Genomic DNA, 17,677 nt, shown 5'->3' on the forward strand with positions numbered 1-17,677 from the left:
TTGATGATTTGTTAGAATTTTGGCATGCAACATTATAAAATAGTTTACAATGTTTGCATGCCATAATTTTTTTGCGCATTATTTCATTTACTCTTAAAGTTTATTAATTTTTTCTCTATTATTTACAACATGCTTTGTCGCGTTTCTAGTATCATATAATAAACTAGCTTTAGCTACAATTTGTTCATAATCGTAAGAACTATGATCCGTAGTTATTATCACTATATCTGCATTTGTTATTTCTTTTTCCCAATTTACAGTTATGTATTCTTTGCCTTTATGGCTGAATTTTGGGATAAATGGATCGTTTATCATAATGTCTGCACCATTCTTTTCTAATTGATCAATAACCTTTAATGTTGGTGATTCTCTCATATCATCTATATCTTTCTTATAAGCTGCACCCATAAGAAGAACTTTTGCTCCATTTAATGCCTTTTTTTGACCATTTAAAAGCTTCATAACATTCTCAAGCACAAATTCAGGCATATAATCATTAATTATACCTGAAGCTTCTATTAATTTTGTATGATAATCAAACTCTTTTGCCTTCCACTCAAGGTAGAATGGATCAAGTGGTATACAATGCCCACCAAGTCCTGGACCTGGGTAGAATGGCATAAAACCATAAGGTTTAGTTTTCGCTGCATCTATTACTTCCCAAATATCAATATTCATTCTTTTACACAAAATAGCCATTTCATTTGCTAGCGCTATATTTACATTTCTGAAAGTGTTTTCAAGAATTTTTTCCATTTCAGCTACTGCTGGAGAAGACACTTCCATTATATCTCCCTCTAGCACACTTCTGTATAACATCCCTGCAACTTCGGTACATTCTTTAGTACATCCTCCAACTATCTTTGGAGTGTTTTTTGTATTAAATTCTTTATTACCTGGATCAATTCGTTCAGGAGAGAATGCGAGGAAAAAGTCTACTCCACATTTTAAACCTGATTCTTCTAGAATTGGTTTTAAAACTTCTTCAGTTGTTCCTGGGTATGTAGTACTTTCAAGTACTACAAGCATTCCCCTATGCAAATATTTAGCTACACTTTTAGTTGAATCCACTACATATGATAAATCTGGTTGTTTATATAAATCTAGTGGTGTAGGTACCGCAATACATACTGTATCAACGTCAGCAACAAAGCTAAAATCTGTAGTTGCTTTCAATTTTCCTTCTTCCACTAATGCCTTTAAATCTGAATCTACAATATCTCCAATGTAATTACGTCCTTCATTTACCATTTGAACCTTTTTATCTTGAACATCAAAGCCTATTACTTCATATCCTACCTTAGCCTTTTCTACAGCTAGTGGCAATCCCACATAGCCCAGGCCTACTACACCAAGTTTAGCTGTTTTATTTTTTAATTTTAACAATAATTCGTCTTTATATTGAGACATTTTATTACCTCCTATAACCTTAAAGGTCTAATTAAATCAGTTTTTTTAGTTCATCTTCCTTTTATAAGTAGGAACTTTTTCTTCCATTAAAGCAAATACAGCTTCTTTATCTCTTCCTACCACATTTTTAAAATCTTCAATAGATTTTTCAATAAAATCTATATCATTTCCAATAGGTTTTTCAACGTAAATTTTATTATGTGAAGTGGATGTTAATGCTACTTCATCCATAAGAAGCTCTTCATAAAGTTTTTCTCCTGGTCTTAGTCCAATAAATTCAATTTTTATATCTACATCTGGTTCAAGCCCTGAAAGAGTTATTAACCCTCTTGCTAAATCAACTATTTTTACAGGCTCACCCATATCTAAAACAAATATTTCTCCACCCTTTGCCATGCCTCCAGCTTGAATAACTAATTGTGCAGCTTCTGGTATTGTCATAAAGAACCTATTTATATCAGGGTGCATAACTGTTACCGGTCCCCCATGAGCTATTTGTTTTTTAAATAATGGTATTACTGAACCATTACTTCCTAAAACATTACCAAATCTTACAGCCACATATTCAGTGTCGCTAATTGTATCAAAGGCCTGAATTATGAGTTCACAAAATCTCTTAGTGGCTCCCATAATATTTGTAGGATTTACCGCTTTATCTGTACTAATTTGAACAAATCTCTTAACACCAGCTTCATGACTACATTTTACCACATTATAAGTTCCTATTACATTATTCTTAATAGCTTCTGCTGGGTTATTCTCCATAAGTGGCACATGTTTGTGAGCCGCTGCATGGAATACTACATCCGGTTTATGATTTTCAAAAATTTCTTTTAATCTATCAATATCTCTAACAGATGCAATAATAAACTCTTTATTTAACTGCGGAAATTCGTAGTTAAGCTCCATCTGTAAGTCATAAGCATTGTTTTCATAAATGTCCAAAACTATTAGTTTTTTAGGGTTAAACTTAGCAATTTGCCTGCATAGTTCAGAACCTATAGAACCTCCACCACCTGTAACTAATATTGTTTTACCTTTAATATATTTATCAATATCTTCGGTACTTAATTTAACTGGATCTCTTCCTAAAAGATCTTCAATATTTACATCGCGAAGCTCACTAATGTTTACTTTTTCATCTACAATTTCATAAATACCAGGAATTGTTTTTAACTTGCATTTAGTCTTTTTGCAGATGTTTAGTATTTCTGTTTTGGTTTTAAAATCTGCTGAAGGCATGGTAATAATTATTTCCTCAACGGCCTCTTGCTGGCAAATGGAAATTATCTTATCTCTACCACCTAATACCTTAATGCCATTGATTATTTTATCCTTTTTAGAAGAATCATCATCAATTAATCCAACAATATAATATTTAAGTTCGCTATGCTTACTAATCTCTTTTACTAAAAGTGCACCTGCATCGCCCGCACCTACAATAAGAATGTTTACGTTATTATCACACTGCTTATTTTCTCCTTTTTTTTGCTCTGATATTCTATATATAATTCTAATTCCACCTAAGGTAATTATGCATAGAAGCCAAAATATAATATGCACAGTAAAAGGGAATCTATAGTAGGCACTTTTAAATAAGATATAACTAACTAAATAACTATAAATTACAAATGCTACATTTGCCAGGGATATTGAATATACTATAGAAAACAACTCTTTGATAGAAGCATATTTCCATATACTTCGATACAATTTGAATATTTTATTAAAGCCTATTATTAAAATTAGCACTGGAACAATTGAAAGTTTAAAAAATTGAAGGTCTTTACCGGGGATATTAAAATCAAATTTCAACAGTAGAGATATATATAATGATGCCAAAACACAAACAATATCCACCGCAAAAACCCTTCTATCAGTTTTCATGAAGTTCACATCCTCTATTTAGTTTTAAATCCTTTGCCATTCTCCTTAATCATTTTACCTCATTTCTAAAATTATTCAACATATTTTTTCTACTTCTATTATGAGATATCTTTGCATGTATTATTATATCCTAAAACCTTGTTTTTGTATAATTAAATGGAGTTTATTAACTATTTATTTATATTTTCTCAACATATAGCTGTTTAATCTAATTAAATCATCATCTGCGATGCTTCAAAAATAAAGAACAACCAGAGCAATTAATAATTGCTGGTTGTTCTTTATTTTTATTAAATTACTATTTAATATATGTAATTAGGAACATCAAAATACAAATTACTATTTGAAAAACTATCTGTAATAGTTTTTATACTTTTTGTTTGTTTATTAGCCCAACCTATGTCCGTTGCGTATTGATGTGTTCCTGCAATGCCTGGATTCCATCTCATTTTATATAAGGTGTTTTGGCTATTACTCGAATTATTGATATAATATTTAGAAATCCAATTTGCGCCCCCATCAACTGCTTGTCCAACGCTAAACCAACCATTTGTATATGCATATTCACTACCCAGTCTTGTAGGGTCTGCGTCATATGCCCCAATACCAAACATATTATAGGCTACCTTAGGAGATACAGGTTTCCCCTTTACTTGTGTTACTATAACTCCACTTGCTAAACTAGATTTACCATATCCAGTTTCCAAAAAAGCATGTGATATCAAATATGCCGGACTAACATTATATGTTGCACAAGAATCTGAGAATGCTTGTCCCTTTCCACTTAATACTCCTTTCCCTTGCAAAACACTATTAATATCATTAACAGAAATTCCTTTAGTATAATTTAGTTTTAAAAACTGATACTTTCCTTCTCCATTTAAAAAATTCCTAGGATCCATATAGTACTTTATTTCATTCCTATTTGCCAGTATCCATTTACCAGATGTATCTGTTACTGAAGCCTTTAGTCCATACTGAATATCTGTTATATTATCTAGGGAATAATTATAATTTGTTAAACTAGTATTAGACTTAGTAATATTTATTACTTTTAACTTCCAGCCTTCATAGGCTGCTGCATGAGTATCCTTAGCAACTTTAGCCCAAAGTGTAGAATTTGCAGACATAGCCCAAACATCTATAACATATATCCCTACTTCTGTAGGCTGCCACAGGATTTTGCCCTCAGAATAATCGGTAAGGTGGGTTGTCCATTGATTCTTTGTGGCGTTATAAACATTTAACTTATATTTATAGGGTGCTTGCATACCACTAATATTTTCGATGCCATTTATTTCAACCTTGTCACCCAACATGTATTCGTCTTTGGAAGTTTGAATATCTCCATCTAAATATACCCTATTATTATCATCTCTATTAACACAATTTAGATTTGCTACGTAAAAACTATCATAATCTGCATTTGAACCTTTTGCTCTTGCCCAAATAGATACTTTATACTTTCCTAACTTAAATATTTTTTTGGGGCTTATCTCATAGGGAATTTGTGCATTTACAAATCCTGTATAACCTGATGTAAGTTCTGTCCATAGCTTTGTATTTTCTTCATATAAAAATATTTTATACTGAACTTCCTGTGCATTCTTGGAAGTTATATAAAACTTCTCTTTGTCACCTTCTATTAATGGTGAATGTGAAACTCCAACAAATGATACATCAGGTTTTTCCAAAGCTGATGCAGATTTTGGGCATAAAATAATAAGACTGACTGTTAATATAATTACCGATAAAAATTTTTTCAATTTAAAACACTCCTCACATAAATACATTGCTATTTTCTTCGGTTATTTTTTGATTTTCTTTAATGCTTTCCATGATATTTATTTAATACCATTATAAAAAATATTAAATTAAGTTATTGCGCAAAAAAAAGCCTTTTTTACTTGGCTTTTTTTACAATGTTATCTAAGTACTACAATTATTTACTATCAGCCAATAAATCTTCTAACTGAATTACAATTTCATCTAGTGGAGCTATTTTTTTAGCCATATCTAAATGCACTCTAGCATTATCAAAGTCTTTAATATTTATATAGCACATAATAAGATTTGTACATACCTCTATGGATTTTGTAACCTCAAATGCCTCCCTAAAATACCTTATGGCAAGCTCGTAATTTTCAAGACATGCATAGTTAATTCCATACTCAATTACTACCTCAATTAAATCATTTTCTATTGCTTCTGCCTCATTCAAATAGTATATAGCCTTCTCATAATTTTGTAGAATTCTATAAGCTACAGCACTGTGATAATATATATCTGGTCTATCTCCTAATTGTTCCATTAGTGGTATTAAAATTTGGAGTGCATCTTTAGGACTTGTGGGTATTAGTTCCTTTGCCTTTTGAAAACTTGCTATAGTTTTCAAATTGTTTTTGTGTTCAATTACCTCTGCTGTTAGTTCTCCACCACTTTCAACATATTTATTTATAGCAATGTACGCTGCATCATGGTCCATTTCACTATTAAAAACTAATGACTCATATAGATATGGATTACTGTAATTAGTGATTTTTTTAGCCTTTTCTATAAGCTTTAATTGTTCCTGCTTGAACATGCTATTCGTGGATCTTAATTTATCCACGAGCAAAAAAATCTTATCGTAATTTTCAGTATTTTCTTCTATAGTCAATAACCCTTTTAAAATAATATATGCTTCTTCATAATTTTCATTTTGGATTTCTTTAAAGACTACACCTTTAATAAATCCTATTGAATTTGGAATAATATTTATAATTTTTTTATACTCGTCAGTATATTTAAAGTGTTCATCTGCTCCTAAAACATAAAACATCCCTTCAATAAATAGATTAACTGGTATATTATCAAAATCCTCTTTTTTCTTTACTTTTTCTATTATCTCATTAGTTCTCACTGGGAAGTATATGTCATCTAAAATGACAAAATCATTGATTTTACTATTCTTCTTAATTTCTAAAAAAAGAAGTGCTGATAATTTTTCCGAAAAATATGTTTTTATGTCCATGCTTACACCTTCCTACTAATCTTAAATATTTATACTACAGGTACTAGTCTTAATAATAATATACTGAGGGTAATTTGTAAACCGCAGTAGTGGCATTTAGGCTTATATTAATATAAAGTTTTTAATTTATGTATGAATCATTAACTATTGACATAACATTTTCTTTGAGCTGAATTATTTTTTCAGCTGTATCTTCTATAGAGTTTCCTTTAACAGATAAATAAATTTTCATTTTTGGTTCAGTACCAGAAGGCCTAGCTACAAACCAAGAACCATCCTCCAAAACAAACTTTAATACATTTGATTTTGGAAGTTCTATTATTTTCTGACTATGCATTATTAAATCCACTTCTAACCCAGATCTATAGTCCATTTTTTTTACAATTTTATTTTTTCCTAGGTTTTCCTTCAATGAAGACCTTAAATGTTCTAGTATATTACTTATTTTTTCTGCACCATCTTTTCCTTTTAGTTCTATTGAAACTAAACTTTCTTCGTAATATCCATGTTCATTATAAATATCTATCAGTGCATCGTACAAACTCTTATCTTTATTTTTATAGTAAAGTGTCATCTCACAAATTAGCATTGCTGCTATAACTGCGTCTTTATCACGTACAAAATTTCCAGCTAAATATCCAAAACTTTCTTCAAACCCAAATATAAATTCTTTTTTACCTTTCAGCTCAAACTCTTTAATTTTTTCTCCAATATATTTAAATCCTGTTAGCACATCTAATACTTCAACATTATATTTTTTTCCAATGGCCTCTACCATATCTGTAGTAACAATGGTTTTTATTACCACACCATTGTTAGGTAACTTACTAGTTTCACACAATGATTTTAAAATATAATTGCTTAATAATACGCCCGTCTGATTTCCTGTAAGAACTTTATATTGACCCTTTTTATCTTTGACTACTACTCCGATTCGATCACAATCAGGGTCTGTTCCAAAAATTATGTCTGGATTAATGTCTTTTGCCATTTCAAGAGCTAATGTAAATACCTTTGGATCCTCTGGATTAGGGTATGGTGCTGTTGGAAAATTTCCATTTGGCATTTCTTGTTTATTTACAACAAATACATTATCATAACCAAGTTCATTTAAAACTCTTCTCACAGGTACATTTCCTGAACCATGAATAGGCGTATAAATTACTTTTAAATCCTTGGCACATTGCGAAACTAAGTCTTTTCTCATAGTTAAATTCTTAACCTTAGTAATGTATGATAAATAAAGACTTTCTCCAATAATTTTTAGAATTCCATTTATTTTAGCTTTAGAAATCTCCATAGTTTTCACTTTAGAAAAATCTTTTATTCTCCCTGCACAGGTTATAATTTCATTTGCAACCTCATCAGTAACTTGTCCACCGTCATCCCCATAAACTTTATATCCATTATACTCTTTAGGATTATGCGAAGCAGTAATAACAATACCTGCTTTACACTTTAGTTCGCGGACAGCATAAGATAAAATCGGAGTTGGTGTTAAGTGCTCAAATAAATTAACAAAAATGCCATTACCACAAAGTGTTTTTGCAGCAGCTCCTGCAAATTCCTTTGACATATTTCTTGAATCATAAGCAATACTGACTGATATATTATCCTTATATTTTGAATTTAAATAGTCTGCCAGGCCTTGAGTAGCTTTGCCTATGGTATGTATATTCATTCTGTTTGTTCCTGCACCCATTACCCCTCTTAGTCCTCCTGTACCAAACTCTAAATCTTTATAAAATCTATCTTCAATTTCTTTTTCATCTACTAAATGTTCTAACTCACTCTTTAATTCTAAATTTATGGAATTAGAGTTAATCCAACTTTTATATTTTTCTCTGTACATCATATATTAACCTCCTTGAATTCCTAAAAACAGATAACAATTTTTAATTATTATCTCACATTATACTATCATAGCAATACAAATAGAAGTGACTTTTTATCAATAACCAATCTTTACCTGTTTTGTTGTTTTTAATATTATTTTAGAAAAATCTACATAATATACTGCAGCGTTTGTTTTTATTTTAAATTATTATTGCATTTGCATATTTTATCCTTTATAATTATAAATTGTTTGAATGAATATATTTTAAAAAATAATTTTTAATATTTGGAACATAAAAATAAATAAAATAATATACTTACTCCACATTTATTTGAATGTACCTTAGTATAAGTTCCTTTGAAAGGGGTGTATAAATTGTATAGATTAAATCAAAATGAAACTCCATTATTTGATGCTCTAATGGAATATGTTAACAGAGATACCTTGCCGCTGCACGTACCTGGCCATAAAAAAGGAATAGGAGCCGATGAACAGTTTAGAAGTTTTATGGGGGATAACCCTTTTAAAATTGACGTTACAGTTTTTAAACTTGTTGATTCTTTTCATCACTCAACTGGACCTATTAAAAAGGCTCAAGAATTAGCGGCAGATGCTTATGGTGCTGATGCTTCATTTTTCTCAGTTCATGGTACTTCAGGTGCTATTCAAGCTATGATTATGTCTGTAGTTGGATCTGGCGAAAAAATAATTGTGCCTAGAAATGTTCATAAATCTATAACCGGTGGCATAATACTTGCCGGTGCTGTCCCAGTTTATATGCAACCAGAACTAGATAAAAAAATAGGTGTTGCTCATGGAGTTTCACCCGAGACAGTAGAAGCAACCTTAAAGGAAAATCCTGATGCAAAAGCAGTACTTATAATTAATCCAACATATTATGGAGTTTCCACTGATATTAAGAGCATTGCAGATATTGTTCACGAGTACGACATTCCTCTTATAGTTGATGAAGCTCATGGACCTCATCTTAAATTTAATGATAGATTACCAATGTCTGCCATGGAAGCTGGTGCAGATATATGCTGTCAAAGTACTCATAAAATTATTGGTTCCTTAACGCAAAGCTCTATGCTCCATGTTAATTCGAATCTTGTTAGCCCAGCTAGGGTTAAGCAACTAATAAACTTAATGCACACAACTTCACCTTCCTATATTCTAATGGCATCACTGGATTGTGCAAGAAGACAAATTGCATTGCATGGCGAAGAGCTTTTAGAGAAAACTATTGATTTATCCAATTATGTAAGAAGTGAAGTAAACAAAATTCCAGGACTTTATTGTTTTGGTGAAGAGGTCTTAGATGGTCTTGGTGCTTTCGCTATTGATCCAACTAAAATCACAATAACCTGTAGAGATTTAGGTATAACAGGTTATGACTTAGATATGATACTTTCTAACAAATATCATATACAAATGGAATTATCTGATCTTTATAACATACTTGCAGTTGGTTCCTTTGGTGATACTGAAGAGGGAATGGAGAAATTACTTACAGCTTTAAGAGAAATAAGCAATGAATACTATGGCAAAGGCATAAAAAAATCCGATTTTATTGATATTCCTAGTATTCCAGAGCAAGTTCAGATTCCTCGTGAGGCTTTCAACAGTGTAAATACTGCTGTAGAAATTAAAAAAAGTGTGGGCATGATAAGCGGAGAATTTTTAATGGCTTATCCACCTGGTATTCCAATACTTTGCCCTGGTGAGAGAATAACTCAAGAGATTATAGATTATGTTGAAAAATTAAAAGCAACTGGACTATATGTTCAAGGAACTGAAGATCCAGAAGTTGAATATATAAAAGTCGTTCGCGAAGAAGATGCTGTCTATATAACTGTTGAATAAATATAAAAAGAACTCCAAATTAGGAGTTCTTTTTGCTTCTATTTAAATTTACTCTATAATCAATGTTTTCTTTTTCAATAGTGCCTAAGTACTTAAAATATTCAGTGTCTGACATTTTACTTATGATAATGCAAGTATCAACCAATTTATTAAAATACCCCATCATATAAATTATCTTCATTAATGGCTGCGTTAGTTTATGATTAAATCTAATGGACATCTGTTTTCTCTTTTTTTCTGCAGTTTTTTTAATATTTGAATAACATCCACTTCCAGAGTCTATCAATTTTATCTTTTGTAGATTTATACTTAAAGCCTCTCTATATATCGGTAATAGTTCTTCTAGCATATGCGCATTAAAATATTTTTTTTCTGTTTTATACTCCCCTGCTTTAGCCATAAGTTGTTTTAAAACCGCATTGTTATTTTTTCTAACACTAGGCAATTTAATAACAACTTGTTTAACTTGTTCTGAGTCCACAATTCCTTCTTTAGTTAAGAAATCTAAACCCGCCTCCACTAATTTATAATCCTTCTTATCCTTTTCAATTGCACCATCCTCTTGAAATGCATTTACTATACAAATTCTGCTTTCTGTATTATAAAATACATCTGAAAAATAGGCTAGTTTTGCCAGTCTTTCTTGTAGTGATTTTTCATTTACGATTTCATTTTTTTCATTAATATAAAGATACCCCAAATTTTCTTTTCGAAAATTTCTAAATAGTTTTTTAGAAAATGTAATTTCTCTATATAATATATTATTATATTCTAAAGGGTCAAATATCTTAACGACTTCACCTTTTTTTGTATATTGCTTTATAATTTCTAATATTTCTTTAGATGCTGGTGAGTATATTGGCATTTTTATTTCCCCCTCGTAGTCCTCTGGAGCACGAAACAATTATTTTGCCTCTTATCGCTCTCTGGTGTAGAACCTTTATTTATATTATATCAAATTTTCAGAAATATCCCACAAAAATATACTATTTTCTGCTTAGTGCGCAATTTAAAATATATATTTGCATTATTAAGTAAATTACAATGAAAAATAAGAAACAAGAGCTTTAACCCAAAGCCCCTATTTCTTATTAAAAATTCACTAAAGTTACACCGTTAATTATTGAACATCCATACCTGCACTAAATGCCTTCTTGTTTATTTCTACAGCTTTAGGAGGTACTATATCACTAATAACTTCTTCCCAGTTTATATCTTCTAATTTAAGTACTTTAATTAATGCTCCTAGTAAAACTACATTTTGGGCTTTAATATTCCCAAGATTTTTAGCGATTTCAGCTGCATTAATAACTATTATGTTATTAACTACGTCACCTAATCTTTCGTTTACATTTTCAGGATATTTTTCTTTACCTATTAAAACTGGTATAGGATATATTTCATAATCATTTACTACCATATAACCACCTTTCTTTAAATAAGGCAAATATCTAGCTGCTTCACTTTTTTCGAAGGATACTATTACATCTACTTTACCTTTTTCTATTAGAGGTGAATAAATTTTTTCTCCAAATCTTACTTGAGTAGTAACACTTCCACCTCTTTGAGCCATGCCGTGAACTTCTGACATTTTTACATCATATCCACTTTTTAAAAGTCCTTCTGTCAAAATTTTAGATGCTAGAATAGTTCCTTGTCCACCTACACCTACAAATAATACATTTTTATTTTCGCGCATAATTATTCACCAACCTTTTCTATAGCTTTAAATGGGCATACCTGCATACATATTCCGCAGCCATTACACATGGTAGCGTCTATAGTTACAACTCCATTTTGGAATTTTATCGCCGGACAGCCTACTTTTAAACAGGCCTTACACTTTTTACATTTTTCTTGATCAATAACACATTTAATTCCTGCTCTAGCTTTAAGTACATCCTTAATTAATGCACAAGGTTGTTTTGTAATGATTACAAAAGGCTCTGTGCTATCATGTGCTTCTTTCACTGCACTCTTAGTCTCATCTAGTTTATATGGATCTACTACTCTTATATTTTCTGCTTTAATACCACAGGCAAGAACTAACTGTTCAATATCAATCATAGGTGCGGGAGTTCCTTGAAGTGTTTTTCCTGTACCAGGATTTTCTTGATGTCCTGTCATACCAGTAATTCTATTATCCAAAATACAAGTAACTATCGGGGTATTATTATAAACTGCATTTATAAGGCCTGTTATTCCTGAATGGAAGAAAGTTGAGTCTCCAATAAAGGCAAAAACTTTTTTATCATCTCTGCTTGCAACCATATTGGCTCTTTCAATTCCTGTACCTGCTGAAATTGAAGCACCCATACATATAACTGTATCTGTTACACTAAGAGGTGCTACCATGCCTAGTGTATAGCATCCTATATCACCAGATGATATTATATCTTTATATTTAGATGCTTCATAAAAGATTCCTCTATGTGGGCAACCTGGGCATAATACTGGTGGTCTTGATGGAGCTTGTACATCTGTTTTATAAGTAAGGTCATTAACTTCACCTAGAATAGCCTTTCTTATTATGTCAGGGTTTAATTCATCACAAATAGGAATTACTTCTTTTCCTATGCATTCAATTCCCATTGCTTTTATTTCAGTTTCTAAATACGGGTCATTCTCTTCTATTATATATAGTTTTTCAACCTTAGCTGCAAATTCTCTAATCATCTCATCTGGAAGAGGATAACTCATTCCTATTTTTAAGTAGCAAGCACTATCTCCAAAAACTTCTTTAGAGTATTGATAAGAAATACCGCTGGTGATTATTCCTATTTTAGGATCTCCCATTTCTATTCTATTTAAAGGTGAAGTATTAGAGTATTTTCTTAGTGCATCTAATCTTTCTTCTACTTCATAATGTTTAGATTTTGAATGCGCTGGCGTCATAATGTACTTCTTAATATTCTTTTCGTAAGGTTTAACTTCTACTGATTTTTTTTCTCCAAGTTCTAGTGCAGATTTAGAATGACATACTCTTGTAGTAACTCTAAATAAGACAAGCGTATCAAATTTTTCACTAATTTCATAAGCTACTTTCATATAGTCTAAGCATTCTTGTGAATCAGATGGCTCTACCATTGCTACTTTAGCATGTGGTGCATAGTATCTATTATCCTGCTCATTTTGAGAGGAATGCATTCCAGGGTCATCTGCTGTAACTACAACAAATCCTCCGTTAACGCCTTCATAAGCCATTGTAAATAAAGGGTCAGCAGCTACATTTAATCCTACATGCTTCATAGTAGTGAGTGTTCTTGCTCCACCAATAGATGCACCAGATGCGACTTCGAATGCTACTTTTTCATTAGGTGCCCATTCTGCATAAACACCTTCATATTTCGCGAAATTTTCTAGTATTTCTGTACTAGGTGTTCCTGGATAAGCTGAAGCTATATGGCATCCAGCTTCATAAGCACCTCTTGCAATTGCTTCATTACCTGACATTATTATTTTTTTCATATATTATATCCCCCTTGTATTACTTATGGGCACTAAACAATTATCAATTGTTTAGCCCCTTGCCTTTCTCATAAGTACTCAACAATTATTAATTGTTGAACCTCTTGTATTCCCCATGAGCACTTAACAATTATTAAATGTTAAACACCTTAATTTTTAAACTACCACTGCTCCAAGAGCTATAGAATATAATTTGGATTTTGCACTATCAGCCCTTGAAACCAATACTACTGGACATTTTGCTCCTACTATAATGCCCGCACTTTCAGCTTTTGCAAAATACGTAAGAGATTTACCTAAAAAGTTTCCAGCTTCTATATTTGGTACAAGTAAAATGTCACTATCACCAGCTACATCGCTAATAATACCCTTATGTTCTGCAGCTTCTTTTGAGATTGCATTGTCTAGCCCCAAAGGACCATCAATTAAACAACCTTTTATTTGCCCTCTTTTATTCATTAGTGATAGTGCCGCAGCATCTACCGTTGCCTGCATTGAAGGATTAACAACTTCCACAGCGCAAATAGGTGCAACCTTTGGAATATCTATTTGCAAGGCATGTGCCACATCTACTGCATTATTAATTATTTCAATTTTTTCTTTAAGTTCAGGACAAGTAACCATGCCTCCATCAGTTAAAAACAATAATTTGTGGTAAGCAGGTACATCATAAACCATAACATGTGATAAAAGTCCTTTGCCTCTTAAGTTGGCTTCTTTGTTTAACACTGCTTTTAATAAATCAGAAGTACCAAGCATCCCTTTCATGATGAAATGAGCCTCACCACTGGATACAAGTTCTACTGCTTTTACTGCAGCTTTTATTATGTTTTTCTCATTTACAATTCTAATATTTTCAAGATTTAAATTTTGACTTAGTGCAATTTCCACTATTTTATCTTCATCACCAACTAATATGGCATCAACAATTTGTAGTTTAACTGCTTCTACCACCGCCTTTAAAACTATGCTATCTTGTGCTACAGCTACTGATAATATTTTTTTTTCTTTACCTATAGCAAGTTCTATTAACTCATCAAGTCTTTTAATCATGATTTAACCCCTTTCTCTTAACATACATAATACTAATTACTCACTTACTTAATCTTTACTACTAGAAATTATAAATCATAATACAATTGAAATTCTATTGGTGACGGAACTGGAATTACCTTTTTTATTTCCTTTTCATATTTAAACTTAATCCAGGTATTAATAAAATGCTCATCAAATACGTTGCCTTTTAATAAGAAGCTAGAATCCTTTTTAAGTTCTTCAAGTGCCTCATCTAAAGACCTTGGTAATGTCTCAATTTTATTTCTTTCTTCCTCAGGCAAATCAAAAACGTTTACATCATATGGTCCGAAACCTTCTACCGTAGGATCAATTTTATTTTCAATACCATCAATACCAGCCATAAGTAGTGCAGAATATGCTAAGTATGGATTTGCCGTAGCATCTGATGGTCTAAATTCAAATCTTCTAGCTTCTGGATCTTTAATATATCCCGGAATTCTTATTACTGCACTTCTATTTCCTGTAGCAAAACAAATTGATACCGGTGCTTCAAAGCCTGGTACTAATCTTTTATATGAATTGGTTGATGGATTGGTAAATGCAAGTAACGCTTTAGAATGCTTTAATATTCCACCAATGAAATATAGAGCAGTTTCACTCATTTGAGAATATCCATTTTCATCAAAGAAAAGGTTTTTTCCATTTTTTCTTAAAAGCATATGAACGTGCATTCCACTTCCTGCTTCTCCAAATAATGGTTTAGGCATAAAAGTAGCTGTTTTTCCGTGAGCAACTGCTTCATTTTTAATTAGGTACTTTGCCATCATTGTAGCATCAGCCATTTTAGTCATTTCACCTAGTTCAACCTCTACCTCAAGTTGCCCCGCGGATCCCACCTCATGATGATGGTATTTCACGGCTATGCCCATCTCTTCGAGTTTTAAACATATTTCACTTCTTAAATCATTATTAAGATCATAAGGTAAACCTAAATGGTAACTTTTTTGGAAAGGTGCTTTGTATCCAAAATTTTCTTCTTTGTTATTGGTATTCCATGGTGCTTGCTTAGAATCTATGAAAACCTCTTGATGATGGCTTGTAACTTCATAATTTATGTGATCAAATATATAAAACTCAAATTCAGGTCCTATTGCATATTCATCAGCTATTCCCAATTCTCTCATATATTTTTCTGCTTTTTCAGCTATAAATCTCGGATCACCAGAAAATCTTCCTTCATTTTTTCCAAGAGTGTACATATTTGCAATCATACTTAAAGTTGGTATCTTGCAATACGGATCAACAAAAGCTGTTGTCATGTCAGGAAGAAACCTCATATCTGAATCCTCTATAGTTGAGTATCCATAACTGGATCCATCAAACCCTATTCCTTCAGAAAAAGTCTTTTCTGATAGCCTCTCAACAGGTATAGTTAAATGATTCCATCGCCCCGGTAACGTTACTACTTTAAAATCTATAAATTTAATATTATTTTGTTTTATAAACTCTTGTACTTGACTAATATTATTAAACATTTATAAAAACCCCCTGCATCTTTATAGAAAAATTTTAAATATTCATAATTTTAGTATAATACATGATTTTTTTTTGTCAATTCAATCTGCTAAAGGAAATGGAATAATTCAAAAAAAGTCACAATATTTCAGTGACTTTAGTGTAAATTTAATATAAAATTCTTTTATTAACATTTTTTATAGAGTTGCATCCTGTCAGCACCATTGCTGATTTTAATTCACTTTTCAATAAATCAATGTAAGATTTCACACCCTCTGCCTTACCTCCAAAGGATGCTACTACAAAAGGTCTACCAATAAGTACTGCATCTGCACCTAATGCTAACATTTTAAGTATATCCGCACCACTACGAACTCCACCATCAGCTAAAATAATTACTTTTCCCTTAACTGCTTTTGCAATTCCCTTGAGAACATCTGCAACACCCGGAGTTTGGTCTAATACTCTTCCTCCATGGTTTGATACTACAATTGCAGCTACTCCAGCTTCTACTGCAAGTTCTGCTTCATCTACAGTCATTATTCCCTTAAGAATAAATGGAAGTTTTGTTGATTCAACAATTTCTCTAATCTCTTGTACATTTTTAGGCATAACTGGCTTGCCAGCCAGGGCCAAGGTAATAAGACCACAGGCATCTATATCCATACCTATAGCAAATGCACCTGCCTTTTCCGCTAATTTAATTTTTTCTATAACCGAAGCATTTTCCCAAGGCTTTATGATTGCGATTCCATTTCCACCCTGTTTTTCTAGTTGGTCAAGATTAGTTGTGAGAAAAGAATCTACGGCAGTATCTCCAACCATTGGGAAAATCCCTCCCGAGAGGCATCCACCAATAATCCAAGATATATACTCTTCTTCACTAAATTTACCACCCATATTTAATGTAGTTCCGGATACCGGAGCCGCAAACACAGGCATATCCATTTTTCGCCCAAATAGCTCTGTGGATGTATCAGGATTTTTCGCATCATGTATGGTCCTCATATTAAGTTTATGAGCATTAAGTGATTCTATATTGATTTTAAAAGCATCTCCAGTTCCTTTTCCGCCCATTCCAGGCACCTCTCCGGCACAAGCAACTCCGTTACATATAGGGCAAACTCTGCAGCTTTTATTTAAATTCCCTTTAGCTTCTTTTAAAACATCTTTATAATTCATCTTAATTCCCCCTTAGTCAAATTTTACTCCATCTAAATTTTCTTCAGTATAAACTTTTATGCCCTTAGATAATAATAACTCTGCAGTAACTCCATTACCCTCTCTCTTAGTTGCACTAAAAGTTCCATCATATATTTGGAAAGTTCCACAAGAAGGACTTCGTGCCTTTAAAATAGCGATACTAGCTTCAGCTGCTTCTGCAATTTTTAGTGTTTCATAAGCACCTTTTATAAATTGTTGGGTTACATCATCACCTTCTGGCCCAAGAATCCTAGCTTTACCCTTTAGTACATCTGAGCCGTTTCCATTTACAATCTCATGTGCTGCCCTAGGAGTTTCTTGCCCTCCTAGTTGTTCTGGGCAGACAGGAATTGCTTTTCCTTCTTTTAAGAGTTTTAGTACACGTGCATCTAAATTATTGCCACCATTATACTTACAATCAATGCCACATAAACAGGCACTTACAATAATCATACCAACAC

13 protein-coding genes are annotated in these 17,677 nt (G+C 32.0%); 1 reads left to right on the forward strand and 12 read right to left on the reverse strand.

Annotated elements, in window-relative coordinates; genetic code table 11:
• Positions 1-93 precede the first annotated feature (93 nt).
• The 5 genes from G9F71_RS13900 to G9F71_RS13920 form a co-directional block, all read right to left on the reverse strand.
• Entirely contained in the window at positions 94-1,410 is a 1,317-nt protein-coding gene (locus G9F71_RS13900) for a nucleotide sugar dehydrogenase (protein ID WP_164949714.1), read from the reverse strand.
• A 45-nt stretch (positions 1,411-1,455) separates the two neighbouring features.
• Positions 1,456-3,297 carry a polysaccharide biosynthesis protein gene (locus G9F71_RS13905; RefSeq protein WP_164943536.1) on the reverse strand — a complete coding sequence of 614 codons (1,842 nt, stop codon included), beginning with the start codon at positions 3,295-3,297 and terminating at the stop codon, positions 1,456-1,458.
• 302 nt (positions 3,298-3,599) lie between these two features.
• Positions 3,600-5,063, reverse strand: coding sequence for an N-acetylglucosaminidase (locus tag G9F71_RS13910; protein ID WP_164949715.1), 1,464 nt, complete (start codon positions 5,061-5,063; stop codon positions 3,600-3,602).
• Positions 5,064-5,239: 176 nt separating this feature from the next.
• Positions 5,240-6,310 (reverse strand): tetratricopeptide repeat protein, encoded by a 1,071-nt coding sequence (locus tag G9F71_RS13915; RefSeq protein ID WP_164949716.1) that lies wholly within the window; start codon positions 6,308-6,310, stop codon positions 5,240-5,242.
• A gap of 121 nt (positions 6,311-6,431) precedes the next feature.
• Entirely contained in the window at positions 6,432-8,162 is a 1,731-nt protein-coding gene (locus G9F71_RS13920; protein WP_187353477.1) for a phospho-sugar mutase, read from the reverse strand.
• Between the two features lie 360 nt (positions 8,163-8,522).
• Between G9F71_RS13920 and G9F71_RS13925 the strand changes: the two genes are divergently transcribed.
• Entirely contained in the window at positions 8,523-10,013 is a 1,491-nt protein-coding gene (locus G9F71_RS13925; RefSeq protein ID WP_125003068.1) for an aminotransferase class I/II-fold pyridoxal phosphate-dependent enzyme, read from the forward strand.
• A 19-nt stretch (positions 10,014-10,032) separates the two neighbouring features.
• On the opposite strand, the gene G9F71_RS13930 is transcribed toward G9F71_RS13925, so the two are convergent.
• The 7 genes from G9F71_RS13930 to G9F71_RS13960 all read right to left on the reverse strand — a co-directional run bounded on the left by G9F71_RS13930 (position 10,033) and on the right by G9F71_RS13960 (position 17,669).
• Positions 10,033-10,878 (reverse strand): hypothetical protein, encoded by an 846-nt coding sequence (locus tag G9F71_RS13930; protein ID WP_164949718.1) that lies wholly within the window; start codon positions 10,876-10,878, stop codon positions 10,033-10,035.
• A 255-nt stretch (positions 10,879-11,133) separates the two neighbouring features.
• Positions 11,134-11,712 (reverse strand): indolepyruvate oxidoreductase subunit beta, encoded by a 579-nt coding sequence (locus G9F71_RS13935; RefSeq protein WP_164949719.1) that lies wholly within the window; start codon positions 11,710-11,712, stop codon positions 11,134-11,136.
• A gap of 2 nt (positions 11,713-11,714) precedes the next feature.
• Complete coding sequence (iorA, locus tag G9F71_RS13940) at positions 11,715-13,481, reverse strand: indolepyruvate ferredoxin oxidoreductase subunit alpha (RefSeq protein WP_164949720.1); 1,767 nt, start codon at positions 13,479-13,481, stop codon at positions 11,715-11,717.
• Positions 13,482-13,637: 156 nt separating this feature from the next.
• Positions 13,638-14,534 (reverse strand): phosphate butyryltransferase, encoded by an 897-nt coding sequence (locus G9F71_RS13945; protein ID WP_164949721.1) that lies wholly within the window; start codon positions 14,532-14,534, stop codon positions 13,638-13,640.
• A gap of 68 nt (positions 14,535-14,602) precedes the next feature.
• Positions 14,603-16,033, reverse strand: coding sequence for a type I glutamate--ammonia ligase (gene glnA, locus G9F71_RS13950; RefSeq protein ID WP_164943545.1), 1,431 nt, complete (start codon positions 16,031-16,033; stop codon positions 14,603-14,605).
• Between the two features lie 148 nt (positions 16,034-16,181).
• Positions 16,182-17,195: an alpha-hydroxy-acid oxidizing protein gene (locus G9F71_RS13955; RefSeq protein ID WP_164943546.1), complete on the reverse strand. Its 1,014-nt coding sequence runs from the start codon at positions 17,193-17,195 to the stop codon at positions 16,182-16,184.
• Positions 17,196-17,207: 12 nt separating this feature from the next.
• On the reverse strand, positions 17,208-17,669 hold the full coding sequence (locus tag G9F71_RS13960; protein ID WP_164943547.1) for a DUF523 domain-containing protein: 462 nt from the start codon (positions 17,667-17,669) through the stop codon (positions 17,208-17,210).
• Between the last annotated feature and the right edge of the window lie 8 nt (positions 17,670-17,677).

It is taken from the genome of Clostridium sp. FP2, from assembly GCF_011065955.2.
Classification (GTDB): domain Bacteria; phylum Bacillota; class Clostridia; order Clostridiales; family Clostridiaceae; genus Clostridium_AD; species Clostridium_AD tagluense.